The sequence below is a fragment of the Leclercia sp. 1548 genome (assembly GCF_050435045.1).
Lineage (GTDB): Bacteria > Pseudomonadota > Gammaproteobacteria > Enterobacterales > Enterobacteriaceae > Enterobacter > Enterobacter adecarboxylatus.
Window position 1 is genome coordinate 878,471 of record NZ_JBNDJP010000002.1, and the last position, 24,089, is coordinate 902,559.

Sequence of the window (24,089 nt, forward strand, 5' to 3'; positions counted from 1 at the left end):
ATTCCGTCATGAGGTTCACAAGCTGTCAATATTTGTTGACAGCTATCTTCCCGATTACCAATATCTGGCTTATCATTTCAGGGTTACTGGCTTATAGAGTGATTTTCCCATGCGTCTGGAAGTATTTTGTAAGGACCGTCTCGGCCTGACTCGCGAGTTACTTGATCTCCTTGTTTTGCGTAGCATTGATCTGCGTGGCATCGAGATCGACCCAATCGGGAAGATTTACCTGAACTTTGCCGAAATTGCATTCGATACCTTCAGCAGCTTAATGGCCGAAATTCGCCGTATCGCTGGCGTTACGGATGTGCGCACCGTACCCTGGATGCCCTCCGAGCGTGAACATCTGGCCCTCAGCGCGCTGCTGGAAGCGATGCCGGAGCCGTTCTTATCATTGGATTTGAAAGGCAAAATCGACCGGGCTAACCTGGCGAGCTGCCAGCTGTTTGCCCAGGAGCAGGACAAGCTCAGCAGCCACAATGCCGCCCAGTTGATCCCCGGCTTTAACTTCCAGCGTTGGCTGGAGAGCAACCCGCGATCCACCCACAGCGAGCATGTGATCATCAACGGGCAGAACTTCCTGATGGAACTCACCCCGGTCTATCTGCAGGGCGACAACGACGACCGCACCCTGACCGGCTCAGTGATCATGCTGCGCTCGACGGTTCGCATGGGGCGTCAGCTGCAAAACCTGTCCAGCCAGGATGTCAGCGCCTTCAGCCAGATCATCGCCGTCAGCCCGAAAATGCGCCACGTGGTGGAGCAGGCGCGTAAGCTGGCGAATCTGACGGCACCTTTGCTCATCACCGGAGAAACTGGCACCGGCAAAGATCTGCTGGCTCATGCGGTGCATCAGGCAGGCCCGCGCGCGGGCAAACCCTATCTGGCGCTGAACTGTGCTTCCATCCCGGAAGATGCTGTTGAAAGCGAGCTGTTCGGCCACGCCCCGGAAGGCAAAAAAGGCTTCTTTGAACAGGCCAACGGCGGCTCAGTGCTGCTGGATGAAATTGGCGAAATGTCGCCGCGGATGCAGGCCAAACTCCTGCGTTTCCTTAACGACGGCACATTCCGCCGGGTGGGGGAAGATCATGAGGTGCATGTGGATGTGCGTGTGATCTGTGCCACTCAGAAGAACCTGGTTGAGCTGGTGCAGAAGGGCGTCTTCCGTGAAGATCTCTATTATCGCCTTAACGTACTGACGTTGAATATTCCGCCGCTGCGCGATTGCCCGCAGGACATCATGCCGCTCACCGAGCTGTTTGTGGCGCGCTTTGCCGATGAACAAGGCATCCCGCGACCGAAGTTTTCAGCCGATCTCAACACCGTTCTTACCCGCTACGGCTGGCCGGGCAATATTCGACAGCTGAAAAATGCGATCTATCGCGCGCTGACCCAGCTTGAAGGCTATGAGCTGCGGCCGCAGGACATTTTGCTGCCGGATTATGACGCCGGTACGGTGGCGGTGGGCGAAGAGGCGATGGAAGGCTCGCTGGATGACATTACCAGCCGTTTTGAACGTTCGGTATTGACGCAGCTGTATCGTAACTACCCTAGCACGCGTAAGCTGGCGAAAAGGTTGGGCGTTTCCCATACCGCCATTGCCAATAAACTGCGCGAGTACGGTCTGAGCCAGAAGAAAGGCGACGAGTAAAAACAAAAAAGCCTCCGCAGGGAGGCTTTCTTTTTGGTCTTACGCTTTCAGCGCTTCCAGCGCAGCAGCATAGTCCGGCTCGGTGGTGATTTCATTCACCAGGTGACTGAACACGACAGTGTCGTTTTCGTCGATTACCACAACCGCGCGAGCAGCCAGGCCTTTCAGGGCGCCTTCAGCGATGCCCACACCGTACTGCTCCAGGAATTCCGGGTTGCGCAGGGTGGAAAGGGTAATAACGTTGCTCAGGCCTTCTGCACCGCAGAAACGGGACTGGGCGAACGGCAGGTCAGCGGAAATGCACAGCACAACAGTGTTGTCCATCTCAGTCGCCAGCTGGTTGAATTTACGCACAGATGCGGCACACACGCCGGTATCGATGCTTGGGAAAATGTTCAGCACTTTACGCTTGCCGGCGAACTGGCTCAGCACGACGTCAGACAGATCTTTTGCCACGAGCGTAAACGCCTGCGCTTTGCTGCCAGTCTGAGGAATGGATCCTGCAACAGAAACCGGGTTGCCCTGGAAATGAACGAGTTGTGACATAGTTATCTTCCTGTTTACATATAGTTAACGTCGCCGTTAGTGTATGTCATCAGCCAATATCACAGCAAACCCTATTTACGCGAAGCCGCTATACAGGAGTGAGTGATGAGAACTCTCAAGGTTTATGAAGAAGCCTGGCCATTGCATACGCCGTTTGTCATCTCCCGGGGAGCCCGGAGCGAGGCCTGCGTGGTGGTAGTCGAAATAGAGGAAGAGGGTGTCAAAGGGGTGGGGGAGTGTACGCCTTATCCGCGATATGGTGAAAGCATCGCCTCGGTGATGGCGCAGATCATGGCCCTGGCACCAGAACTGGAGCGCGGGCTTAGCCGTGAAGCCCTGCAAACCCTGTTACCACCGGGCGCGGCACGCAATGCCGTTGACTGCGCCCTCTGGGATTTAGCCGCGCGCCAGCAGGGCATCCCGCTGGCGACCCTGGCCGGAGTCACATTACCGCAAACGGTAGTGACCGCGCAGACGGTGGTGATCGGCGAACCCGCGCAAATGGCCGCCAGCGCCAAAGCCCTGTATGCCGCCGGGGCGCGGCTGCTGAAAGTGAAGCTGGACGATCGTCTGATCAGCGAGCGCATGGTCGCCATTCGCGCTGCTGTGCCCCAGGCCACGCTGATCGTCGATGCCAACGAATCCTGGCACGGCGAAGGACTTGCCGCCCGCTGTCAGCTGCTGGCGGATCTGGATGTCGCCATGCTTGAACAACCCCTGCCTGCGGGTGACGATGCGGCGCTGGCGAATTTTATTCATCCGCTCCCCATCTGCGCCGACGAGAGCTGCCATACGCGCGAAAGTCTGCCCACCCTGAAAGGGCGCTACGAGATGGTGAATCTTAAGCTGGATAAAACTGGCGGGATCACCGAAGCGCTGGCGCTGGCCGCCGAAGCGCGGGAGAACGGTTTTGCACTGATGCTCGGCTGTATGCTCTGCACCTCGCGTGCCATTAATGCGGCTTTGCCGCTGGCGGGCGAGGTACAGTTTGCCGATCTGGATGGCCCGACCTGGCTGGCGGTGGACGTTTCACCGGCGCTGCATTACACCACCGGCGTGGTTCATCTCTGAGGCTCCCAGCGCAGCAGATCGGTCATTGCTCTCAGGTACTTCTCGCTGGCCTCGTCGGACGAGATTGGCGGGAATTCGGCGGTGATACAGTGCAGGCTTAAATCAGCGCACCAGCTGCCGAACGACCCCGGTGTTTCATAACCGACGCTGGTAACCAGCGGTAGCGAAAACGCATCCGCCAGCCAGCGCCCCAGTGCGCTGTGGGCCGGATCTTCAATGCAAGCCAGCGGATCGTGAAACGACACCACCCAGGCAGGATGCAGTTTGTGGATCAGGTGGCATAGCGCCTCCGTTTCCGGCTCCGAGCCGGGTTTTTCACCGGTCAATAACACCACATCCCTGTCCTGGGCCGCACTGTTCCAGCGGTAGACCGTCTCACCTTCCCGCCAGTTTGCCGCCGGGAAGTTTCGGTTTAAATCCACGCCACGGGCATTGGCGCGCAGCCCCAGCTGACAGCCGTCCGGGTTGACGGTGAGCACGACATGGTGGCGACGCAGCTCAGGCGCCAGAGTGCGCAGGGCGCAGGAGAGGGTCACGATCGAGGAGTTTTCATCCCCGTGCGTTCCGGCAATGATCAGGCCGCTGTTACGATCGGCCTGCGGCGCAGGGAACCAGATCAAGGGCGCGCCAAGGAATGAACGGCCATAATGTTCAGTTCCGGGCGGGAAAGCGCCACGTTCCGTTCTGGGGCGAGTGAGGGACATAGACGTTCCTGAATCAGAGTTATACTACTGGCAGTGTTGTGCAAAATACGCGGTTTATCAAATAGTTTCAGCGTCGGGGCAAAATCGGCAGATATCAACTTTCCGACGGAAGTTGTTTGCATTTCCCTGTTCCGAAACAAATAATTACGCATCTGCTTGTTACCCATCATTTCAAAGGGGATCTCATGAAGCATCCGGTTTCGTTGATTTGTTCTGCCCTGTGGTTGTGTGGCCTCTCTTCTTATTCGTTTGCTGCGGATGTTCCCTCCGGGACGACACTGGCGCCAAAGCAGGAGCTGGTGCGTCATATTAAAGATGAACCCGCCTCGCTGGATCCTGCCAAAGCGGTGGGGCTGCCTGAGATTCAGGTGATCCGCGATCTGTTCGAAGGCCTGGTCAATCAGAATGAAAAGGGCGAACTGGTGCCGGGGGTGGCCACAAGCTGGCAGAGTAATGATAACCGCGCCTGGACCTTTACCCTGCGCGAGAACGCCAGATGGTCTGACGGTACGCCTGTCACCGCACAGGATTTCGTTTATAGCTGGCAGCGCCTGGTGGATCCGCAAACCACGTCCCCCTTCGCCTGGTTTGCAGCGCTGGCCGGGATTAGTAATGCGCAGGCTATCATCGACGGCAAGGCCACGCCGGACAAACTGGGCGTGACCGCAGTGGATAACAGAACCCTGCGCGTTCAGCTGGATAAACCGCTGCCGTGGTTTGCCAACCTGACGGCGAGCTTCGCCTTTTATCCCGTCCAAAAAGCTAACGTGGAGAGCGGCGCGGAGTGGACCCGTCCCGGTGCGCTGGTGGGTAATGGCGCATACATCCTGAAAGACCGGGTGGTTAACGAGAAACTGGTCGTCGAGCGCAACAGCCATTACTGGGATAATGACAAAACGGTGTTGCAGAAAGTGACCTTTATCCCGATCAACCAGGAGTCGTCCGCCACCAAGCGCTATCTGGCGAACGATATCGACATCACCGAGTCATTCCCGAAAAACCTCTACCAGAAGCTGTTGAAAGACATTCCTGGGCAGGTTTACACCCCGCCGCAGCTGGGCACCTATTATTATGCCTTTAACACCCAGAAAGGCCCGACGGCGGATGCCCGGGTGCGTCTGGCGCTGAGCATGACCATCGATCGGCGGATTATGGCCGAGAAAGTACTGGGTACAGGCGAAAAACCGGCATGGCACTTCACCCCGGACGTGACCGCAGGCTTTACCCCTGAGCCATCGCCTTTTGAGCAGATGAGCCAGGAAGAGATGAACGCGCAGGCCAAAACGCTGTTGCAGGCGGCGGGTTACAATGCCCAGAAACCGCTCAAGCTAACGCTGCTGTACAACACATCGGAAAACCACCAGAAGATTGCCATCGCGGTAGCATCGATGTGGAAAAAGAACCTGGGTGTCGATGTGAAGCTGCAAAATCAGGAGTGGAAAACCTATATCGACAGCCGCAATACCGGCAATTTCGATGTGATCCGCGCCTCATGGGTGGGGGATTATAACGAGCCGTCAACCTTCCTTTCGCTGCTGACCTCCACGCATACCGGCAACATCTCGCGCTTCAACGATCCGGCGTATGACAAGGTAATGAATCAGGCGTCGCTGGAGACCACCGTCAAGGCCCGTAATGCAGATTACAATACAGCGGAGAAAATCCTCGCGGAGAAAGCGCCTATTGCGCCGATCTACCAGTACACCAATGGGCGTCTAATCAAGCCCTGGGTGAAAGGGTATCCCATCAACAACCCGGAAGACGTGGCGTACAGCCGGACGATGTATATCGAGAAGCATTGATGGGCAGGATCGCCTTTTAGACTAAAGTGACCTCTCCTAAAAACGAAACTGGCGCGATTCTTCGCGCCAGTTTCTCTTTCAGTCGCTGAAAAAGACTTGCAGGCCTATCTTGCCAGGCAACATCCACAGGACGCTGTTCGGCTGACTGACTTTATCAGCAGGCTCACTGGACATGGAAGAAAAGAAGAACTGTCGCTGGCAGGCGTCGAAGGTACATCGTTCCTTCTGCCAGACCAGTATCCGGCTCCCCAATGGTGGAGCCGGGAAAAAGAACTATCGAGACGCTAACAGCGGTGCGTAATCCATGTTTTGCAAATCCTCCAGCAGGCCGGGGCCAGTGGGGTGCCAGCAGAGTTGCTGGCGGGTCCAGTCAGATGACGCGCGCAGATCCATGGCGGCAAACAGCGCAAACCAGCCAAAATGTGCATCGGCCTCAGCCGCAGAGAGCGAGATCTGAGGCAGACCGAGCTTATCGGCGACCACCTGCGCAATCTGCCGTGTGGCAACGCTTTCTTCCGCGACGGCATGGTAGCGCCTGCCGCGTTCGCCCTGTTCCAGCACCTGCACATACAATCGGGCGACATCGTTGACGTGTGCCGCCGACCAACAATTATTGCCTTCGCCAATACAGGCTACGGCACCTTTTTCAGCAGCGTGTTGAATGTAGTGTGTGATCAGCCCCTGGCGGGTAGTGTCATGCACCTGCGGCAGACGCACCACCCGCACATCCACGCCCTGCGCCAGTAGCGCATCGCCTGCCACTTCAGAGGCCACGCGAGAATTATGGTTATCAGGTTTAAATTGATCTTCACGCGCCAGCGCTGTGGAGCCGTCATTGCCCATACCCGTGCCGGAGGTGATTATCAGCGGACGATCGCTCCCCTCCAGCGCCTGGCCCAGCGCATGAATAACCCGCCGGTCTTGTTCACAGTTCTCGACGAAACGGTGAAAGTTATGGTCAAACGCGGTATGGATCACCGCATCGGCGCGCTGCGCGGCGGCGGCCAGGGTTTCAGGCTCCTCCAGCGTACCGCGATGGACGTCGGCCCCCGCGGCCTTAAGTGCCTGCGCGCTGCTTTCCGAGCGGGCGAGGCCCGTCACCTGATGGCCGGCTGTCACCAGTTCAGCCAGAATCCGCGAACCGATAAACCCGCTCGCACCTGTCAAAAATACTTGCATAATCCACCTCCAGATTGGGTTGCCATCCAGAGTAGCGCTATAGTGAAACGGTAAAAGTAGGGACCTTATCAGGGTATAAATCTTAACAGGATAACGATGATGCCGATGACAATGCAGTCGCTGGGCGATTTTCTGCGGACGCGACGCTTGCGCCTTGATCCGACAGCGTTTGGTTTTATCGGCGGCAGACGGCGTACGCCGGGGTTGCGCCGTGAGGAGGTAGCGCAGCTTGCCCATATCAGTCCCACCTGGTACACCTGGCTTGAACAGGGACGCGGCGGTGCGCCGTCGCGTGAGGTGCTCAACCGTATCGCCAGTGGGCTGTGCCTGACGGGGCCCGAGCGCGAGCATCTGTTTATTCTGGCTTTCGGTCATCCGCCAGAAACGCATTTCACGCTCTCCACGGATATCACGCCGCGTCTGCAACGGGTGCTGGAGGCGTTCGGCGTTCCGGCGCTTATCAAAACCATCACCTGGGATGTTATCGCCTGGAACCGCGCCGCCGCCTGCGTGTTGACCGACTATGGGCAGCTACCGTATTCACAGCGTAACGTGCTGCGTCGGCTGTTTCTCGACCCGCAGGTACGTGAAATGCAGGCCGACTGGCAGACGGTGGCCCGGCTGGTGGTGAATGCCTTTCGTGCCGACGTGGCGCGGGCGGGGGAATCGGCAGAAACGGCGAGCCTGATTGGCGAGCTTTGCAGTCGGAGCCCCGAATTTGACCTCCTGTGGCGCAGCAACGATGTCGCCAGCCACGGCGAGGGCATAAAGCGCATTTATCACCCACAGGTGGGGGCTATTGACCTGGAATTTTCAACCTTCATGGTCGAGGGGCGGCCCGATCTGGCGATGCTGATATTTAACCCGGCCAATAACGAAAGCCGTCGTAAAATTGACGAGCAGGTAAGACAATCGCTGTCTTATGGCGGCGCGTCAGACCGCCATAATGCTACCGTCCACGAATAGCGCTTCACCTGCAACAAATCGACTCTCGTCAGAGGCCAGGAACAGCAACGCTGTAGCCACTTCATCCACCTCTTCGAGCCGTTCGAGCGACGCCGTATTTTTAACCCCTCTCGATACCGTCATTGGCATGCAGATAAGATTGCATGGCGGGGGGTGAAGAACACCCCCGGCGAAACCTGGTTCACCCGAATCCCGCGATCTTTCAGACCGGGAGTCCGAGAGCGGGCAAACGAGCGGATGGCGGCTGTGTGGAACGCGCGGTTACTCGCCTTTGCTGAAGGAAGTCGGGCAGAGGATTATGATGGCGATCCGTTCAGCGCCATCATAATCGGAATGTGCCATACCTCCAGCTTGTGCGCGGGTAAGGAGCGCAGCACCCGCGGCCCGCATGAAACATGAAGCGCAGAATTGGGCGAGTCGATAGCGCTCATCATTGGAGTAATGACGCCGCAATGCGCGTGGGTAAAGATGTGGGGTTCCTGTAGCCACTGTATTAAGGCGGCGGTGTTAGGGTCAATCGCGCCCTTGTACGATGCAGACATCAGCGGTGGTATTATGGTGAATGGCGTTGCGCCCGGTAGCCCTGGTCTGCCAGATGATATCGGCCCGAAAATCGCCTTTAAGACTAAGATAGTCTCGGCTAAATCGAGTTAAAGAGAAAATGATAATGCATGATAGCGTGGGTTATCATGTCTGCACAGGTATCAATAAATTTCATCCATTTCCATTGAAGTAATACAATCTAAATATGATATTTTATTCCCGAATAGGATTGGCTACATTTTATTAAGGCACGAATGATCATGGCGATGAATATATATCGGTTGTTTAATAAGGTTCACCGCCGGTTATTAGTGGTAATATTTAAAACAATGTCTACTTTTGGACTGTGAGTGAGTTGATTCATTGTAATCACTTGTTCTAATATCACCTGCGCAAAAATGAAGTTTTACTTAATAACTATTCCTTAAGGAAAAGGGACTGCTATGGCTGATACATTTCAGAATGAAGTGCCCAAGGCACGTATAAATCTCAAGTTGGCTCTCCATACGGGGGGCGCGCAAAAGAAAGTTGAGCTACCGCTTAAGCTCTTGACCGTTGGTGATTTTAGTAATGGCAAAGAAAACAGGCCGTTATCTGAACGCAAAAAGGTTAACATCAATAAAAATAACTTCGACAGTGTACTTTCAGAATTTAACCCGGAAATTAACCTGGCCGTGCAGAACACTCTGGCTGGCGAGGGGGTAGAAGAAAATATCCGCCTACATTTTTCCAGTATGAAAGATTTCGAACCCGAACAGGTTGCCCGTCAAATTCCTCAGCTTCGCGCGATGCTGGCAATGCGCAATTTATTACGCGATTTGAAATCCAATCTTCTTGATAACGCCACTTTCAGAAAAGAGCTTGAGAAAATCCTTAAGGACCCGGCGCTGTCTCAGGAATTACGTGACGAAATGAGTGCACTTGCCCCGAAATAAAATTTGGGCATCTCTTTTAATGGATTAACCGGGAATATGCTGATGTCTGTAAATACTGAAACTGGCTCTGCTCAGGGGCAAACCACCGTACTGGAAAAAGAGGGCGTTTACGCCTCCTTGTTTGAAAAAATCAACCTCACCCCGGCATCGAGCCTCGGGGATATTAATGCGTTTCTGGATGATGCTGCGCTCGCTGATGCTTCTGCAGGTGAACGCCTGACGGCCGCGATGCAGGTATTTATGGACTGTATCCGTAAATCCGGTCAGCCAGTGGAAAAGCTCGACAAAACGCTGATTGATCACCACATCGCGGAGCTGGATTATCAAATCAGCCGCCAGCTGGATGCGGTGATGCACCATCAGGAATTTCAGAAGGTGGAGTCCCTGTGGCGCGGCCTGAAACAGCTGGTCGACAACACTGACTACCGTCAGAACGTCAAAACAGAAATTCTGGATGTGTCGAAAGACGATCTGCGTCAGGACTTTGAAGATGCGCCTGAGCTTATCCAGAGCGGTCTTTACTGGCACACCTATACCGCCGAGTACGACACCCCAGGCGGCGAGCCGATCGGCTCGGTCATTTCCTCCTACGAATTTGACGCCAGCCCGCAGGACGTTGCGCTGCTGCGTAATATCTCCAAAGTGTCTGCCGCGGCGCACATGCCGTTTATCGGCTCCGTCGGCCCGAAATTCTTCCTGAAAGAGTCTATGGAAGAAGTGGCTGCCATTAAAGATATCGGCAACTATTTCGATCGTGCCGAGTACATCAAATGGAAATCCTTCCGCGATACCGACGACTCCCGCTATATCGGGCTGGTAATGCCGCGCGTACTGGGACGCCTGCCTTATGGCCCGGATACCGTGCCAGTGCGCAGTTTTAACTATGTTGAACAGGTAAAAGGGCCGGATCACGAGAAATACCTGTGGACCAGCGCATCATTTGCCTTCGCCTCTAACATGGTTAAGAGCTTCATCAACAATGGCTGGTGCGTGCAGATCCGTGGTCCGCAGGCCGGTGGTGCAGTGAAAGACCTGCCGATCCATCTGTACGATCTGGGTACCGGCAACCAGGTGAAGATCCCTTCTGAAGTGATGATCCCGGAAACCCGCGAGTTTGAATTTGCTAATCTCGGCTTCATTCCGCTGTCGTACTACAAAAACCGCGATTACGCCTGCTTCTTCTCAGCCAACTCAACCCAGAAACCAGCGCTGTACGACACCGCCGATGCGACCGCCAACAGCCGTATCAACGCGCGCCTGCCGTACATCTTCCTGCTGTCGCGTATTGCGCACTACCTGAAGCTTATCCAGCGCGAGAACATCGGTACGACGAAGGACCGCCGCATGCTGGAACTGGAGCTGAACACCTGGGTGAAAGGGCTGGTGACGGAAATGACCGATCCGGGCGACGAACTGCAGGCGTCACACCCGCTGCGCGATGCGAAGGTAGTGGTAGAAGACATCGAGGACAATCCTGGCTTCTTCCGCGTGCGTCTGTATGCCGTGCCCCACTTCCAGGTGGAAGGGATGGACGTGAACCTGTCGCTGGTCAGCCAGATGCCGAAAGCGAAAGCATAAGGCAGGAGCAGGGATGAAAATCTTTCGCCCGTTATGGGAAGACGGGGCCTTTCTGGCCCCGCAGCAGTTCCAGCAGCAGTCACGTTGGGATGCACACGTTGCGGATACCGTTGCGCGGATGGTGTTGGCGCACCCTTGGGGTGTGCTGTGTGCGGAGTTTGATGACAGCGCGCTCACACTCGCAAGGCTTAATGCCGTCCGTATGGCGGTACGCTTTGCGGATGGCACGCTGATAGATACAGACCTGGCGGATAACCTGCCGCCGGTCTGTGATTTATCCGCGACAGGGCTGGAGAGTGTTGAGGTGCTGCTGTGCCTGCCGCTGCTTAGTGCGAATGGCGGTAATCTGGACGACGGGTGCGACAGTGCCCGTCCACGTCGCTGGCAGTCAGAGCGAGTGACAGTCCAGGAGCTGGCTGGCCATGAGCGCAGCGATCTGGCTGTACTGCGTCATGCGCTGACGCTGCGTCTATCCACCCAGGAAAATGCAGCCTATCTGACCTGTCCGGTGGCCAGAGTCACCCGTAATGTGCAGGGGCTGTGGAGCCTGGACAGAGATTTCATTCCTCCAATGCTTTCGCTGTCGGCAAGTCCTGCGCTGGTCAGCGAACTGGGTGAACTCTTGCACCGCCTGCAGGCCCGCCGCAAGCGTCTGATGGCGATGAGACGGGAAAGTAATAAACGGATGGCGGACTTCGCAGTGGCGGATGTCTCCCTGTTCTGGCTGCTGAATGCGCTCAACAGTGCGGAGCCGGTGCTGACGGAGCTGCACCAGACACCATCCCGCCATCCCGAGTTGCTGTACCGTGAACTGGCAAGGCTTGCCGGTAGTCTGCTGACCTTTTCTCTCGAACATAACGCCGACGATATCCCGCTCTACCGGCACGATACCCCGGAAGATGTATTTCCGCCGCTGTTTACCCTGCTGGATCGTCTGCTGGAAGCTAGCCTGCCGTCCCGCGTTGTTGCCATTTCGCTCGAACAGGGCGAGGACAGAGAAATCTGGCGCGGCAGACTGCACGACGCGAGGCTGCGTGAAGGGGCAGACTTCTATCTCTCGGTGCGCTCCTCCATGCCAAACCACGAACTGCAGACGCGCTTCCCTCAGCTGTGCAAGGCGGGTAGCCATGACGACGTATCTGAAGTCGTTAACATTGCACTGAGTGGGATGGTGATTAAACCCCTGAGCCACGTCCCGGCAGCCATCCCGGTGCGTCTGGAAAACCAGTATTTTGCGCTCGATCTTTCTACTGCGGCGGCCCGCGCGATGCTGGATGCCGGAAACTGTACCTTCTATACGCCGGAGTCGCTCGGTGACGTGAAGCTGGAACTGTTTGCGGTGCTGCGCTCATGAACATGATGAATCTGGATTTGATCAATAAAACGTTTTATCCGGGCTGGCTGATGGTCAGCCAGTTGCGCAGCGGGCAGGAGATTCAGGACGGTGATGCGCTTTACCGTCGCGCCTGCCGCTGGGTCGCGGAGGCCCGCGAGGCTTTAACGGACGGGGGATACAGTGCTGGCTCTTGCGATCGCATGCTTTACGCTTATTGCGCCCTGCTGGATGAGAGCGTGCTGAACCGCGACAGACAGGACGATGGTTACCGTAAGTGGCGCAAGGATCCGTTACAGGCGCGGTTCTTCAGCACCCTGAATGCAGGGGAAGAGCTGTGGGAGCTTATCCGCACCGTTCTGCGTGAACCCGCGCCAGATAACGCGGTGCTGACCTGCCTGTACCGGACCCTGCAATTGGGCTTTGTCGGCCAGTACCGTGATCAGGACGACGAACGGCGGGAGGACGTGGTGCGTGCACTCAGCGAACGCGTGCCGCCTTTTGCGCTGACTGAGGACGCACCGGTAGTTGTGCGGGCATCGCGCCTGCGCAGCGGACGACGGCTGTACTGGCTGGGTTGGGCTGCAGGTATCGTGGTGCTTGCCGCGCTGTGGCTTATCTTCTCATCATCCCTGGCTCAGATGGTGGCCCGGATTGCAGGGCAGGGCTAGCGAATGCGTGAACTCTCCCGTGGTTTGCTCACGGCGTTAGCCCTTCTTCTGGCGCTGTGGTTGGTGCTGGGATTCTGGCCACTTTCGACCAGCAGTCGACTCGCGTTGAGCCTGTGTATTCTGCTGGCGGGCGTTGTGGCTTTCTGGCGTCAGTGGCGGCTGCATCTGCAGTGCCGGGCCATCAGTGAAACGATAACGGAGCACAGCCTGCCGCCGGAAGATTTTCAGGGTGCGGTGGTGCTGGTATGCGGCGATACCACCTCCTTGTTTTCCGGTAACACGGTCTGGCGTGAAACTCGCCACGGCTGGTATCTGCAGGTACAGAGTGCTGAGGCATTGCCGCTGCTGGCGCAGCATCTGGCTGCTGTTCGTCCGGCGCTAGTGTCACAGGTTTCGGTAATGCTGGCGATGACACCGGAACAGCACATTTCAGAAGAAACGTGTGCGCAGGCGCTTCGCCACTGGCGACGTAGTATCGTCCGGTGCCGAACCTGGCTGAACGGCCTGCCGCCTATCTGGGGTGTGGTCTGGGTGTCACCGCCTGTTCAGCATTCGGATGAGGTGCTGTGGTTTACCGTCACGCCTGACCTGCCTGGCATACGTGCTCGCCAGAACGGCCAGGTTGCCCTGCCGGTAACTGGCTGGCAGCAGGAAGCTGTGGGGGATGACGTCCGTCTGGCTAATGTGCTATGGCTCGACAGCGTGCTCAGGTTGAGCAACACGCTTCTCTTTCGGCCGCTTCGCACGCGTCAGGAGGAACTCCCCGCCTGCAATCTCTGTGCTGTTGGCATCTGTCTGACTCCTGTAGTCGGGGTATCGGAAAACCTCTGGTCGCGTCAGATAGCAGGAACAACCACATTACCTCCGTCATGTGGCGCAGCGGATGACTTGTTACCGCTGCCTGATCTGTTACTGGCGTCGTTGCCACGCCATCACGGCGTGAGCCGTCGGATGCAGGATACCCGGCTGGCCGGTGCTATCTGTTTTGTTTTTCTCGCGCTGGCAATGCTGGCCTCCTTTATTAATAACCAGCGCCTGGTACGCAGCGTGGGTGACCACCTTGCCGTCTATCACCGTCTCAGCGGCACGCCGCCCGCACCGAAACTGCAGGCTCAGCAGCGCCTGCGTGCGGATAGCCGTCTTTTGGACAACTGGTTACGTCGCGGCGAACCGCAGCGTTACGGGCTGGGTTTGTATCAGGGGATGCGGCTGATCCCCCCAGTTGAAGCGGCCATTAGTGACTAGGCACCGCCACTGCCACCGCGTCCGGTAATTAAGAAAGTCGTGCAGGGCCCGCAGACCGTCCGCCTCGACAGCATGTCGCTGTTCGACACAGGCAAATGGGCGCTGAAACCTGGCTCGACAAAACTGCTGGTGAACTCGCTGGTGGATATAAAGGCGAAGCCCGGCTGGCTGATTGTGGTGGCTGGTCATACCGACAGCACCGGCGATGACAAATCCAACCAGGTACTGTCCCTGAAACGCGCTGAGTCTGTCCGGGACTGGATGCGCGATACCGGTGACGTACCGGAAAGCTGTTTTGCAGTACAAGGCTATGGTGAAAGCCGCCCGGTCGCAACAAATGAGACGACGGAAGGCCGGGCGCTTAACCGCCGTGTCGAAATCAGTCTGGTGCCACAGGCAAATGCCTGCCAGTTACCGGGCGAAACCCCCGCGTCATCTCAGGATGATGACGTATCAAAACTTAAAATGGAGTAATTAACATGGCAATTCCTGTCTATCTGTGGCTGAAAGACGACGGCGGTGCGGACATTAAAGGTTCCGTAGACGTTAAAGACCGTGAAGGCAGCATCGAAGTGGTTGCACAGGAGCATAACCTGTACATCCCGACCGACAATAACACCGGCAAGCTGACCGGCACGCGTATCCATACGCCGTTCCTCTTTACCAAAGAAATCGACTCCTCCAGCCCGTACCTTTACAAGGCTGTGACCACAGGTCAGACCCTGAAATCGGCCGAATTCAAGTGGTACAGAATCAACGACGCCGGCCAGGAAGTGGAGTACTTCAACACGAAGCTTGAGAACGTGAAGCTAGTGAAGGTGAATCCGAAGATGCACGACATCAAGGATCCGGCTTTCGAGAAGCACAACCATCTGGAACAGATTGAGCTGCGCTACGAAAAAATCACCTGGACCTACAAAGACGGCAACATCATTCATTCCGATTCCTGGAACGAACGCACCACCGCGTAATGACCCGGGCAGACGGTTTTCCGTCTGCTTTTTTTGCTGAGCGCCTGTCATAACGGGCGTTCAGCAAAAAACATACAATCCGCCTGCCTGACCTGATGCGCTTTGGTAAGTAAACAGCGAGGGGCGGTAGCGTGCCCGGAACTGATAAAGAGAGAATCTCATGGAAAATCCAGCCGTTCTGTTACGTCGTCTCAACCCTTACTGCGCCCGCGCGATGGAAGGCGCCGCCTCCCTGTGCCAGACCCGCGCACATGCGGAAATTCTGCCCGAGCACTGGCTGCTGAAACTGCTGGAACAGGGCGAGGGGGACATCACAGTGATTGCCCGCCGCTACGAGTGGGATATGGATGCAATATGGCAGGATTTGCTGGCCTTTCTGGATAAACTCCCGCGCTCGGTGCGCAGCCGTCCGCAGCTCTCGGACAGTCTGCAGACACTGATGCAGAACGCGTGGCTGCATGCCTCGCTGGCGGGTGAAACGCAGATCCGCAGCGTTCATCTGCTGATGGCGGTGGTGGAAAAGCCGTCGCTGGTTCGCTGCGACGGCCTGTGGCCGCTGACCACCACCGGGCAGAGTCAGCTGGAGCGCCTGCGTGGGCTGCTGGACGCACAGTCCGACGAACGGGAGGAAATGCAGCAGGAAGCGGCGCTGTGCAACAGTGATGACGTGGCGTTTGTGGGCCGACCGGTAAATGCGGATATAAAAGAGGGAGAGCTCAGCCCGGCGCTGCAGAATGCCCTAGATAAATTCACCCTCGACGTCACCGCCCGCGCCCGCGAAGGCAAAATCGACCCAGTGTTCGGCCGCGACAATGAAATCCGCCAGATGGTGGATATTCTCTCCCGTCGCCGCAAGAACAACCCGATTCTGGTGGGCGAACCGGGTGTGGGCAAAACCGCGCTGGTGGAAGGCCTAGCGCTGCGTATCAGTGAAGGCAATGTCCCGGACGCGCTGAAGCCTGTCTCGGTGCGCACCCTCGACCTCGGCCTGCTGCAGGCGGGCGCGGGCGTAAAGGGCGAGTTCGAGCAGCGCCTGAAAAACATCATTGAGGCGGTGCAGCAGTCGCCGCTGCCGGTGCTGCTGTTTATCGACGAAGCCCACACCATCATCGGGGCAGGTAATCAGGCGGGCGGCGCGGACGCAGCCAACCTGCTCAAGCCCGCCCTGGCGCGCGGGGAACTCAGAACCATTGCCGCCACCACCTGGAGCGAATACAAGCAGTACTTCGAGCGCGACGCCGCGCTGGAGCGGCGCTTCCAGATGGTAAAAGTCGACGAGCCGGACGACGACACCGCCTGCCTGATGCTGCGCGGCCTGAAGTCCCGCTACGCCGAACACCACGGGGTGCATATCACCGATGAAGCGGTAAAAGCTGCTGTCGCCCTTTCAAGACGCTACCTGACGGGCCGCCAGTTGCCGGACAAGGCGGTGGACCTGCTGGATACCGCCTCCGCGCGCGTGCGCATGAGCCTCGACACTATCCCGGAGCCACTGACCCGGCTGAAGGCGCAGCTTACTGCGCTGAACATGGAGAAGCAGGCGCTGCTGAAGGATATTGCGGTGGGAAACCGCACCCATGCTGAACGTCTGACAGCGATTGAGCAGGAGGAGATCCGCATCATCCTCGAACTCGACGCGCTGGAAACCCGGTACGGCGAGGAGCTGAAAATCACGGAACACTTGCTGGCCTGTCGGCAGGACATCTCCCGCCAGGCAGAAATCGCGGCGTTGCAGGAACAGCTCAGCGTCGTGCACCAGGGCAATCCGCTGTTGGGGCTGGATGTGGACACCCGCACCGTGGCGACGGTGATCGCCGACTGGACCGGCGTGCCGCTCTCCTCATTGATGAAGGACGAGCAGACGGAGCTGCTGAGCCTGGAAAATAATCTGGCGAAACGCGTGGTTGGCCAGGACGCGGCGCTGAACGCCATTGCGCAGCGCCTGCGCACCGCCAAAACCGGCCTCGCGCCGGAGAACGGCCCGCAGGGCGTGTTCCTGCTGGTCGGCACCAGCGGCACCGGCAAAACCGAGACCGCGCTGGCGCTGGCGGACGAGCTGTTCGGCGGCGAAAAATCCCTGATTACCATCAACCTCTCCGAGTACCAGGAGCCGCACACCGTCAGCCAGCTGAAGGGGTCCCCGCCGGGCTACGTGGGCTACGGTCAGGGCGGTATCCTCACCGAAGCGGTACGCAAGCGCCCGTACAGCGTTGTGCTGCTCGATGAAGTTGAAAAAGCGCACCGGGACGTGATGAACCTGTTCTACCAGGTGTTTGACCGCGGGTTTATGCGCGACGGTGAGGGGCGCGAAATCGACTTCCGCAACACGGTGATTCTGATGACCTCCAACCTCGGCAGCGACCATCTGATGCAGCTTGTACAGGAACAGCCAGAAGCCACCGGCGGCGATTTGCACGAATTACTGCGCCCGATCCTGCGGGATCACTTCCAGCCTGCGCTGCTGGCGCGCTTCCAGACGGTTATCTACCGCCCACTGGGCCAGGCGGCGATGCGTACCATTGTTGGCATGAAGCTGAACCAGGTGAGCAAACGCCTGGCGCGCCACTATGGCATGAAAACCGTGATTGCTGACAGCCTGATGGACGCGCTGACGGACGCCTGCCTGCTGCCGGATACCGGGGCGCGCAACATCGACAGCCTGCTGAACCAGCAGATTTTGCCGGTGCTGAGCCAGCAGCTGCTGACGCACATGGCGGCGGGGCAGAAGCCACAGTGCCTGACGCTGGGCTGGGATGAAGATGGGGGGATTGTCATAGAGTTACGGCAGGCAGGCGAATAATGACCATCCACGATAAAGAAAAGGACAAAGAAAAAAAGGATAAGAAAGAAGGAACGCTGCGGTTACTGACTTCAGGAGAGATCGCGCTAGCGAAGTCTGTATTCAGATCAACGATCCCTTATCATAAAGTTTGGATCCATTTTGACAGTTATCTTCCTTTTGGGTTGCAGGATCAATATACGGCGATGGCTCCGAATGGAGAAATTTATTTCCGCGAGCACTACCGGGAAGATTATTCACACACTGTTCCTTTCTATCAGCATATGTTTATCCATGAAATGGCACATGTCTGGCAGCGAGAAAAGGGATTGAATGTCATCGGGCGGGGCCTGGTCAGTTGGGCAGTAAGTTACCACTATGTACTGGATAGCCGTTATTTGAGTGAATACCCTATGGAGCAGCAGGCACAAATTATCGCTGACCATTTTATTCTGAATGCTGAAGGATACACTAAATGGTGTGATCTCAGAGATCAGGATGTCATTACGCTTGATGGGAATATCAGCGAGCCGATTATCCGGCAACTGTATCAAAATACGTTGCGGGGGTTTCCATGGTAAAAATTGGCCGGCAACATCATTTTTCAGCATTTCTTTTTTTATTCTCCCTCCCTTTACTGACGGGATGTCCTGGGGATCGATGGCGATTCGACGAAGAAACAACAGTCAGCATTATGGGGGGGAATATCTGTTTTGCTGTGCCGGATGCAGAAGACTACCAACCGGTCAATATTGCAATTAATCCAAGAGGGACTCTGCCGAGCCAGGAGAATATTATCTTTCGCCCGGCTCTAAGAATAGAAAATAGCTATCTGTGTCTCCCCCCATCTTTTTATCTTTTTCCGGATAAGGGGCAATATATAATCAGCTATGTCCTGCGTTCAAAACGTCATGAGGACACGCCGCGCAGAATGGTCGCCGGGATAGAAATTCATAACAAATGTATTTTCGCTATTCCGCTTACTGACATGGAAGCGGTGAGGCCTTATGGAGAGTTGAGCAACAATAATGCTCAGGATGATCAGCGCAGGCATTATGGTTCCTGCGAGCCCCCTTTTGAATCTGTTCATGGAATGAATAATAATGAATCTGACTGATGCGCTGCAGAGCGTTTTATCTGCATCAGGAACACTGAATCGCTACCGGCTTGATATTCCCTCTTGTTCGTCGCCCCTGGACGTTGAAGAGTTCAGTGGAACTGAAAGTATGAGCCGGATGTACAGTTACGACATTATTTTTACCAGTACAAACAAATATCTTGATGCCAGCCAGTTGCTGCGTAAGCCGGCCACTCTGACAATGGGCGGCGGTTTACTTGAGACTCTGACGGAGCAGAAAAAAGTACACGGTGTTATTACTGATTTCCGAAGATTGTCCGGCTCTGCAGACCAGACGCTATACCGTATCACGCTAAAACCTTTTCTCTCCCTGTTGGACAAGCAGCATCGCTCCCACCGTTTTTTCGTCAATAAATCGGTGCCGGAGGTGGTGGAGCAGGTGTTGCAGGAGCATGGCCTGCACGATTGGGAGTACGAGTTTAACCTGAAGCAGAGCTACCCGAAGCGCGAGCAGATAAACCAGTACCAAGAGAGCGACCTGATCTTTATTCAGCGCTTGCTGGCGGAAGTGGGGATATTCTACTTCTTCACTTTACAGGAAGATGCCCAGACGGAAGTGGTGCACTTTGCCGATGCGCAGCGGGCGCTAATTTTCGGCAAGCGACTTCCGGTGAACAGCCCGTCCGGGATGAGCGACAGCGGCGCGGAATCGGTGTGGGGGCTTAACGTCGCCCACAACGTGGTGGAAGCGAACGTCACGGCGAAAGATTACAACCACCGTGACGCGCAAAGCGTGCTCCAGTCCGCCCCGGCCGATATGACGCTGGGCGACGGCGAGGGGATGACCTATGGCGAGGTGTATCACTACCGGCTGCGCCACCTTGAGCGCGGCGACAAGTTTGAGCCGCAGGCAGAAACGGCCAACTTTTATGCCCGCCTCGACCATGAACGTTTTCTGGCGGAGCAGGTTCGCATCATCGGTAAAAGCACGGATGTAATGCTTGCACCGGCTCAGGTACTGACCATCACCGACAGCCTGCCACCGACGCTGCCAGAAATACTCCAGGAGCCATTATTGCTTACCGCCGTCGGGTTCACTGCCAGCCGTAAGGACGCACTCCAGGTAACCCTACTGGCGGTTCCCTACAGCGAGACGCTGTGCTGGCGTCCGCCACTACTGCCGCGCCCGAAGGTGACCGGCACCATGACTGCGCGGGTCACCAGCGCAAAGGCGAATGATATCTATGCATGGCAGGACGCATCCGGTCTCTATCGGGTGAAATTTGACGCCGACCGGGATGACAAGTCCCAGGGCCAGGAAAGCATGCCGGTGCGCCTGGCCAAACCTTACGGCGGTGACGTGTACGGCTTCCACTTCCCGTTAATTCAAGGGACAGAAGTAGCGATTGCCTTCCATGAAGGCGATCCGGATCGTCCGTATATCGCCCATGCCCTACACGACTCCCGCCACGTTGACCATGTGACTGAGAAAAACAGTACCCGCAACGTGATCCGCACGCCGACGAACAACAAGCTGCGGATGGAAGACAAGCGGGGCGAGGAGCACATCAAGCTCAGTACCGAGTATGGTGGCAAGACGCAGCTGAATCTGGGACATAACGTGGATGCCGGGCAGAAACTGAGGGGGGAAGGATTTGAGCTGAGAACTGACTCGTGGGGAGTTATCCGTGGTGGAAAGGGTGTTTTTATCAGTGGTGATGTGCAGCCAAATGCACAAGGTGAAACCCTTGATATGGCCGCCGCTGTTGCACAATTACAAAGTGCGTTAGAACTGGTTACTGCGCTGGCTCAAAGTGTCGCGGTGTCTGGGGCTCTTAATGCGGACCGTTCATCACAACATCAGCTCAACCAGGCTCTGAACCAGTTAAAAGAGGCGGGGATTCTGGCATCAGCACCAGCAGGAATTGCATTAACAACGCCCAAAAATATCCAGTTGTCGTCCGGGCATACATTGACGGCTACAGCAGGCGAAAATATAGATATGAGTATTTTCAAAAGGCTAACCGTCGCGGCAGGCGAGGCGATAAGTTTATTTGCTCAGAAAATGGGTGTAAAGCTATTTGCTGCCAGAGGCATTGTAGACATACAAGCACAAACAGATGCGATACGTATTCAGTCTGATAAATCTATGAATCTTAATAGCATTAATGATGAAATAGTATTGAATGCTGCGCAGGGAATAACCCTGACCAGTACTGGGGGGGCATATATAAAAATTAAAAATGGCTCTGTTGAAATTGGTGCGCCCGGAAAAATTGATCTAAAAAGCGCCAGCATATTATGGGGGGGAGCATCTTCACTTGAAAAAACCCTTCAACCTATGGTGGTTGAGGATCCTCAATTTAAATATCCTATGAATGAACGATTCCAGATTTTAGATAAAAACACAAACCAACCAAAAGCGTTTATATCCTATCGCATAGAAACTAGTGAAGGCACAACCCTTCGTGGTATGACTGACGAAAATGGTTACACACAATGCCATTATGGATTTGATTCTAAATCTATTAAATTGTTTTTTGAATAAATAAGGACGTTTTAACTATGAATGAGCAGGAAGCTCCAGTTGCCGAAGGTACGTTAAATAAAAAAGAAGAGAGTGCTGTTGTAGCACATCACGAATCAACATTGATTTATTTTAGTGCTGAAAAAGAAGACCTCATCCTTCTTAATGAAAAAATTGCATTTGATCTGGAGCAACATGCCAAAAAGCTAATGATATTGGTGGATAAAGTTCATAAAGCAAAAGAGATATATTCATCGGCAATTGAAGCTTATGGGAAAATGATGTCTCATCCTGACAGAGTTGCTGAACTTCCTCAGCTTGAAGCTAATATATCAGAAGCGGAAAAAAAGTTAGCAGATAAGAAAGAAGATTTACAAAAAGAGCTAGGAGATTTTGAATCAGAAGGTGCTGGTTACAAAGATATTGTCGAGCTGATACCGATAAAAACAAAAAAACAACAAGGAGCCCGTCAGGGTATCGGGAGTCGTTATGTATATGTAAAAAAATCTTACATTGACAATTTGGGTACTGGAAATATACACCGGGTCAGTATACGCGGGCGTGACCGTGCTTCTGCGAAAGAAAGCATATTTAATCGTGATCAGAATGGAAATATAAAAAGTATAAATACACAAAAAATAAAAGAACAGTTAAGGAAAATTGAAGCTGAAAATAAAGGGGTTGTTTTATTTGAAGTCAAAGATATTGGTAAGATAGATAAGACATTATGTGAATGGGCTGATTCCTGGAACAATAGTTTGCTAATGGAAAAGGAAATCGGTCAGAGCATTGATGTATCCCTTGGCGCACAATTTTTGCGTTTTACATCTAATACTGGCGCATCAGGAGAATGGGATCCCTATAACGGAAAACTAACAATTAAAGGTGAGCATAGCACAGTTCTGTCAGTTGCATCAGGAACGGCCAGTGCAAAATTTTTTATGCCGGATCGTATTGGTTGGGCTTTGAAGATGTTGCCTCCTCCCGGAAAGACTAAAGTTCTCAATATGGGCATGTGGCGAATGTATCTGGAGACATCTCTTATCGGTTTTGCGGGGGCATCACTACAGGTTGAGGCACAAGTCCAGGTAACAACCATTGGCGCAAAACAGGTAATTATAGGGGATCGTGAAGGGCGCCTGCCTCGATTCAGTAATCGACATTCTTCTACAGGCGCCGCGTTTCATCGAGCCAGAGAAAAAAACGAAGAAGGTGCATCTGCCAGTGCTGAAATATTTGCCGGGGCCCGTGCAGAATTTAAAATGAAAGGTGGGGTTCAGTGGTTGCAGCCTGTAGAGCTAACGGTCCATCAGGGAAAAACAGGAGATGATGCCAAAGAGGCCGCCGAATTTGTTGACTTTTGTTCCATTACAGAAGCGATAGTCGGAATGGTGGGATTTGGTGCCGGCGGTAAGTTTCAGTGTGACTTTATCAATGGACGCTTCTGTTTCAGCATTGCCGCCAGCCTGTGTTTAGGCGCAGGTGCCAAAGGTGCTTTTGAAGCAGAAGTTGACTACGATAAACTTTACGATTTTGGGGCCTGGTTGGTTTACCAGCTATATGGCCTTGATTATTCTTTTTTTGAGGTGATTTCAGAACGTGCATTTGAGGCTTTTACAAAGATAAGTGTTTTATATTTAACCGAGGTAAAAGATAAACTCGAGGCAGAATTGAAAACTTTTCAAGCGGATGTGGATAACATTAAATTGGAGTTCGTTGAATTTGTCACTTCGTTCGAAAAAGGTATGGTTGAATCGAAAAAAAGGAACGAAATTGCTAATCGTATTTTATCTAATCCTAAGTATTTATTAAAAATAACCCCTGAGGCTAAGGGTATCTTAATTTATTTACTCACGCGTCATGGCTTTAACGATCACAGGGATTTAGATAATCGGGTTATGCTTGATATTTATCATGATCGTAAAGAGGCTATATTAACCATCCTGGATAGCATCCAAACTCAACGTGAATGGTTTCAGGTTTTTAGCCATTGTAACGTAGACGGGAGTGATTTAGCTTCAGGTAATGCTGCATTAAGATACATGGTTGCTCAAAGGAAAATAAATGAGCTAAAAGAGTTTCTGCAGGAGGGAGTCAACAAGGATAAAGAAATGGATAAAATATACAAAAGGTTAAAGATGAGACCTTCCTGGGGCTATGCGCTTGCCATGAATAATACTGCATTTTATAACTTATACAGGATGAATAATCTTTTTTACCCTAAATCCATGATATTTAGCCCTGTAAGCGACAGTAACGTTATTGAAATTTAAAAAGGTATATATGAAAGATGCAATAAGAGCAGGTTTAATGTTGCTGGCAGTTTTGCCGCTGATTTCATGCGACCAGCAGAAACAGGCGGCAAAAGTTCCGGAGAAGCCTGGCGCAGAACTCTCAAGTTTTATCGCTGAGATCAAAGAAAATCTTGTCTATGTTAAAGGCGGTGAATTTCTGATGGGTGATTATGGTGAGCAATACGGACCGGAACATTTACCCTATGACGCCAGACA

Annotated in this window: 18 protein-coding genes and 2 pseudogenes; 16 read left to right on the forward strand and 4 right to left on the reverse strand. The window is 54.4% G+C overall.

Annotation, left to right across the window (positions count from 1 at the left end; all coding sequences use genetic code 11):
- The first annotated feature begins 109 nt into the window (after nucleotides 1-109).
- Entirely contained in the window at nucleotides 110-1,651 is a 1,542-nt protein-coding gene (gene tyrR / locus ABIE02_RS09490; RefSeq protein ID WP_059307737.1) for a transcriptional regulator TyrR, read from the forward strand.
- Between the two features lie 39 nt (nucleotides 1,652-1,690).
- Here tyrR and tpx read toward each other — a convergent pair whose 3' ends face one another.
- Entirely contained in the window at nucleotides 1,691-2,197 is a 507-nt protein-coding gene (gene tpx / locus ABIE02_RS09495) for a thiol peroxidase (protein WP_032611112.1), read from the reverse strand.
- A gap of 105 nt (nucleotides 2,198-2,302) precedes the next feature.
- On the opposite strand from tpx, the gene ycjG reads away from it, so the two are divergent.
- The gene (gene ycjG / locus ABIE02_RS09500) at nucleotides 2,303-3,268 is read left to right on the forward strand and encodes an L-Ala-D/L-Glu epimerase (RefSeq protein WP_032611111.1); all 966 of its coding nucleotides are present in this window, start codon (nucleotides 2,303-2,305) and stop codon (nucleotides 3,266-3,268) included.
- Here ycjG and mpaA read toward each other — a convergent pair.
- Complete coding sequence (gene mpaA / locus ABIE02_RS09505; protein ID WP_059307738.1) at nucleotides 3,259-3,972, reverse strand: murein tripeptide amidase MpaA; 714 nt, start codon at nucleotides 3,970-3,972, stop codon at nucleotides 3,259-3,261. The two genes, ycjG and mpaA, sit on opposite strands and share 10 nt — an antisense overlap.
- 185 nt (nucleotides 3,973-4,157) lie before the next feature.
- Here mpaA and ABIE02_RS09510 point away from each other — a divergent pair, with 185 nt between their 5' ends.
- Nucleotides 4,158-5,774, forward strand: coding sequence for a peptide ABC transporter substrate-binding protein (locus ABIE02_RS09510; RefSeq protein WP_032611109.1), 1,617 nt, complete (start codon nucleotides 4,158-4,160; stop codon nucleotides 5,772-5,774).
- 273 nt (nucleotides 5,775-6,047) lie between these two features.
- On the opposite strand, the gene ABIE02_RS09515 is transcribed toward ABIE02_RS09510, so the two are convergent.
- A complete protein-coding gene (locus ABIE02_RS09515; RefSeq protein WP_059307739.1) occupies nucleotides 6,048-6,953 on the reverse strand; it encodes an SDR family oxidoreductase in 906 nt (301 codons plus the stop codon).
- A 96-nt stretch (nucleotides 6,954-7,049) separates the two neighbouring features.
- Here ABIE02_RS09515 and ABIE02_RS09520 point away from each other — a divergent pair, with 96 nt between their 5' ends.
- Nucleotides 7,050-7,919 carry a helix-turn-helix transcriptional regulator gene (locus tag ABIE02_RS09520; protein WP_059307740.1) on the forward strand — a complete coding sequence of 290 codons (870 nt, stop codon included), beginning with the start codon at nucleotides 7,050-7,052 and terminating at the stop codon, nucleotides 7,917-7,919.
- Here the strand turns inward: ABIE02_RS09520 and ABIE02_RS09525 are convergent.
- A complete protein-coding gene (locus ABIE02_RS09525) occupies nucleotides 7,887-8,048 on the reverse strand; it encodes an SDR family oxidoreductase (RefSeq protein WP_390614024.1) in 162 nt (53 codons plus the stop codon). The genes ABIE02_RS09520 and ABIE02_RS09525 overlap by 33 nt on opposite strands.
- Before the next feature lie 857 nt (nucleotides 8,049-8,905).
- Between ABIE02_RS09525 and tssB the strand changes: the two genes are divergently transcribed.
- The 12 genes and pseudogenes from tssB to ABIE02_RS09585 form a co-directional block, all read left to right on the forward strand.
- Entirely contained in the window at nucleotides 8,906-9,397 is a 492-nt protein-coding gene (tssB, locus tag ABIE02_RS09530; RefSeq protein ID WP_032611104.1) for a type VI secretion system contractile sheath small subunit, read from the forward strand.
- Between the two features lie 42 nt (nucleotides 9,398-9,439).
- On the forward strand, nucleotides 9,440-10,975 hold the full coding sequence (tssC, locus tag ABIE02_RS09535) for a type VI secretion system contractile sheath large subunit (RefSeq protein ID WP_032611125.1): 1,536 nt from the start codon (nucleotides 9,440-9,442) through the stop codon (nucleotides 10,973-10,975).
- Between the two features lie 13 nt (nucleotides 10,976-10,988).
- A complete protein-coding gene (gene tssK / locus ABIE02_RS09540) occupies nucleotides 10,989-12,329 on the forward strand; it encodes a type VI secretion system baseplate subunit TssK (protein ID WP_059307742.1) in 1,341 nt (446 codons plus the stop codon).
- Nucleotides 12,326-12,979: a type VI secretion system protein TssL, short form gene (tssL, locus tag ABIE02_RS09545; protein ID WP_032611102.1), complete on the forward strand. Its 654-nt coding sequence runs from the start codon at nucleotides 12,326-12,328 to the stop codon at nucleotides 12,977-12,979. Before tssK ends, tssL begins: the two co-directional genes overlap by 4 nt.
- Nucleotides 12,980-12,982: 3 nt before the next feature.
- Nucleotides 12,983-14,698: pseudogene (locus ABIE02_RS09550) on the forward strand (OmpA family protein).
- Nucleotides 14,699-14,703: 5 nt separating this feature from the next.
- Nucleotides 14,704-15,195, forward strand: coding sequence for a type VI secretion system effector Hcp (gene hcp, locus ABIE02_RS09555; RefSeq protein ID WP_032611100.1), 492 nt, complete (start codon nucleotides 14,704-14,706; stop codon nucleotides 15,193-15,195).
- Between the two features lie 160 nt (nucleotides 15,196-15,355).
- A complete protein-coding gene (gene tssH, locus ABIE02_RS09560) occupies nucleotides 15,356-17,995 on the forward strand; it encodes a type VI secretion system ATPase TssH (RefSeq protein WP_336994535.1) in 2,640 nt (879 codons plus the stop codon).
- Complete coding sequence (locus tag ABIE02_RS09565) at nucleotides 17,995-18,555, forward strand: hypothetical protein (protein ID WP_059307745.1); 561 nt, start codon at nucleotides 17,995-17,997, stop codon at nucleotides 18,553-18,555. The genes tssH and ABIE02_RS09565 overlap by 1 nt, the downstream gene beginning before the upstream one ends.
- Nucleotides 18,549-19,091, forward strand: a complete 543-nt coding sequence (locus ABIE02_RS09570) for a putative T6SS immunity periplasmic lipoprotein (RefSeq protein WP_071886442.1) — start codon at nucleotides 18,549-18,551, stop codon at nucleotides 19,089-19,091. The genes ABIE02_RS09565 and ABIE02_RS09570 overlap by 7 nt, the downstream gene beginning before the upstream one ends.
- Nucleotides 19,078-21,600, forward strand: a complete 2,523-nt coding sequence (locus ABIE02_RS09575; protein WP_130588733.1) for a type VI secretion system Vgr family protein — start codon at nucleotides 19,078-19,080, stop codon at nucleotides 21,598-21,600. Before ABIE02_RS09570 ends, ABIE02_RS09575 begins: the two co-directional genes overlap by 14 nt.
- A 17-nt stretch (nucleotides 21,601-21,617) precedes the next feature.
- Nucleotides 21,618-23,852, forward strand: coding sequence for a hypothetical protein (locus ABIE02_RS09580; RefSeq protein ID WP_059307746.1), 2,235 nt, complete (start codon nucleotides 21,618-21,620; stop codon nucleotides 23,850-23,852).
- A 10-nt stretch (nucleotides 23,853-23,862) separates the two neighbouring features.
- Nucleotides 23,863-24,089 (forward strand): annotated as a pseudogene (locus ABIE02_RS09585) (formylglycine-generating enzyme family protein); the annotation flags it as partial.

Excerpts from the sequence above, each read along its gene's own strand:
- tyrR (WP_059307737.1), top strand. The coding sequence starts at position 110 with ATGCGTCTGGAAGTATTTTGTAAGGACCGTCTCGGCCTGACTCGCGAG.
- tpx (WP_032611112.1), bottom strand. The coding sequence starts at position 2,197 with ATGTCACAACTCGTTCATTTCCAGGGCAACCCGGTTTCTGTTGCAGGA.
- ycjG (WP_032611111.1), top strand. The coding sequence starts at position 2,303 with ATGAGAACTCTCAAGGTTTATGAAGAAGCCTGGCCATTGCATACGCCG.
- mpaA (WP_059307738.1), bottom strand. The coding sequence starts at position 3,972 with ATGTCCCTCACTCGCCCCAGAACGGAACGTGGCGCTTTCCCGCCCGGA.
- ABIE02_RS09510 (WP_032611109.1), top strand. The coding sequence starts at position 4,158 with ATGAAGCATCCGGTTTCGTTGATTTGTTCTGCCCTGTGGTTGTGTGGC.
- ABIE02_RS09515 (WP_059307739.1), bottom strand. The coding sequence starts at position 6,953 with ATGCAAGTATTTTTGACAGGTGCGAGCGGGTTTATCGGTTCGCGGATT.
- ABIE02_RS09520 (WP_059307740.1), top strand. The coding sequence starts at position 7,050 with ATGATGCCGATGACAATGCAGTCGCTGGGCGATTTTCTGCGGACGCGA.
- ABIE02_RS09525 (WP_390614024.1), bottom strand. The coding sequence starts at position 8,048 with ATGCCAATGACGGTATCGAGAGGGGTTAAAAATACGGCGTCGCTCGAA.
- tssB (WP_032611104.1), top strand. The coding sequence starts at position 8,906 with ATGGCTGATACATTTCAGAATGAAGTGCCCAAGGCACGTATAAATCTC.
- tssC (WP_032611125.1), top strand. The coding sequence starts at position 9,440 with ATGTCTGTAAATACTGAAACTGGCTCTGCTCAGGGGCAAACCACCGTA.
- tssK (WP_059307742.1), top strand. The coding sequence starts at position 10,989 with ATGAAAATCTTTCGCCCGTTATGGGAAGACGGGGCCTTTCTGGCCCCG.
- tssL (WP_032611102.1), top strand. The coding sequence starts at position 12,326 with ATGAACATGATGAATCTGGATTTGATCAATAAAACGTTTTATCCGGGC.
- hcp (WP_032611100.1), top strand. The coding sequence starts at position 14,704 with ATGGCAATTCCTGTCTATCTGTGGCTGAAAGACGACGGCGGTGCGGAC.
- tssH (WP_336994535.1), top strand. The coding sequence starts at position 15,356 with ATGGAAAATCCAGCCGTTCTGTTACGTCGTCTCAACCCTTACTGCGCC.
- ABIE02_RS09565 (WP_059307745.1), top strand. The coding sequence starts at position 17,995 with ATGACCATCCACGATAAAGAAAAGGACAAAGAAAAAAAGGATAAGAAA.
- ABIE02_RS09570 (WP_071886442.1), top strand. The coding sequence starts at position 18,549 with ATGGTAAAAATTGGCCGGCAACATCATTTTTCAGCATTTCTTTTTTTA.
- ABIE02_RS09575 (WP_130588733.1), top strand. The coding sequence starts at position 19,078 with ATGAATCTGACTGATGCGCTGCAGAGCGTTTTATCTGCATCAGGAACA.
- ABIE02_RS09580 (WP_059307746.1), top strand. The coding sequence starts at position 21,618 with ATGAATGAGCAGGAAGCTCCAGTTGCCGAAGGTACGTTAAATAAAAAA.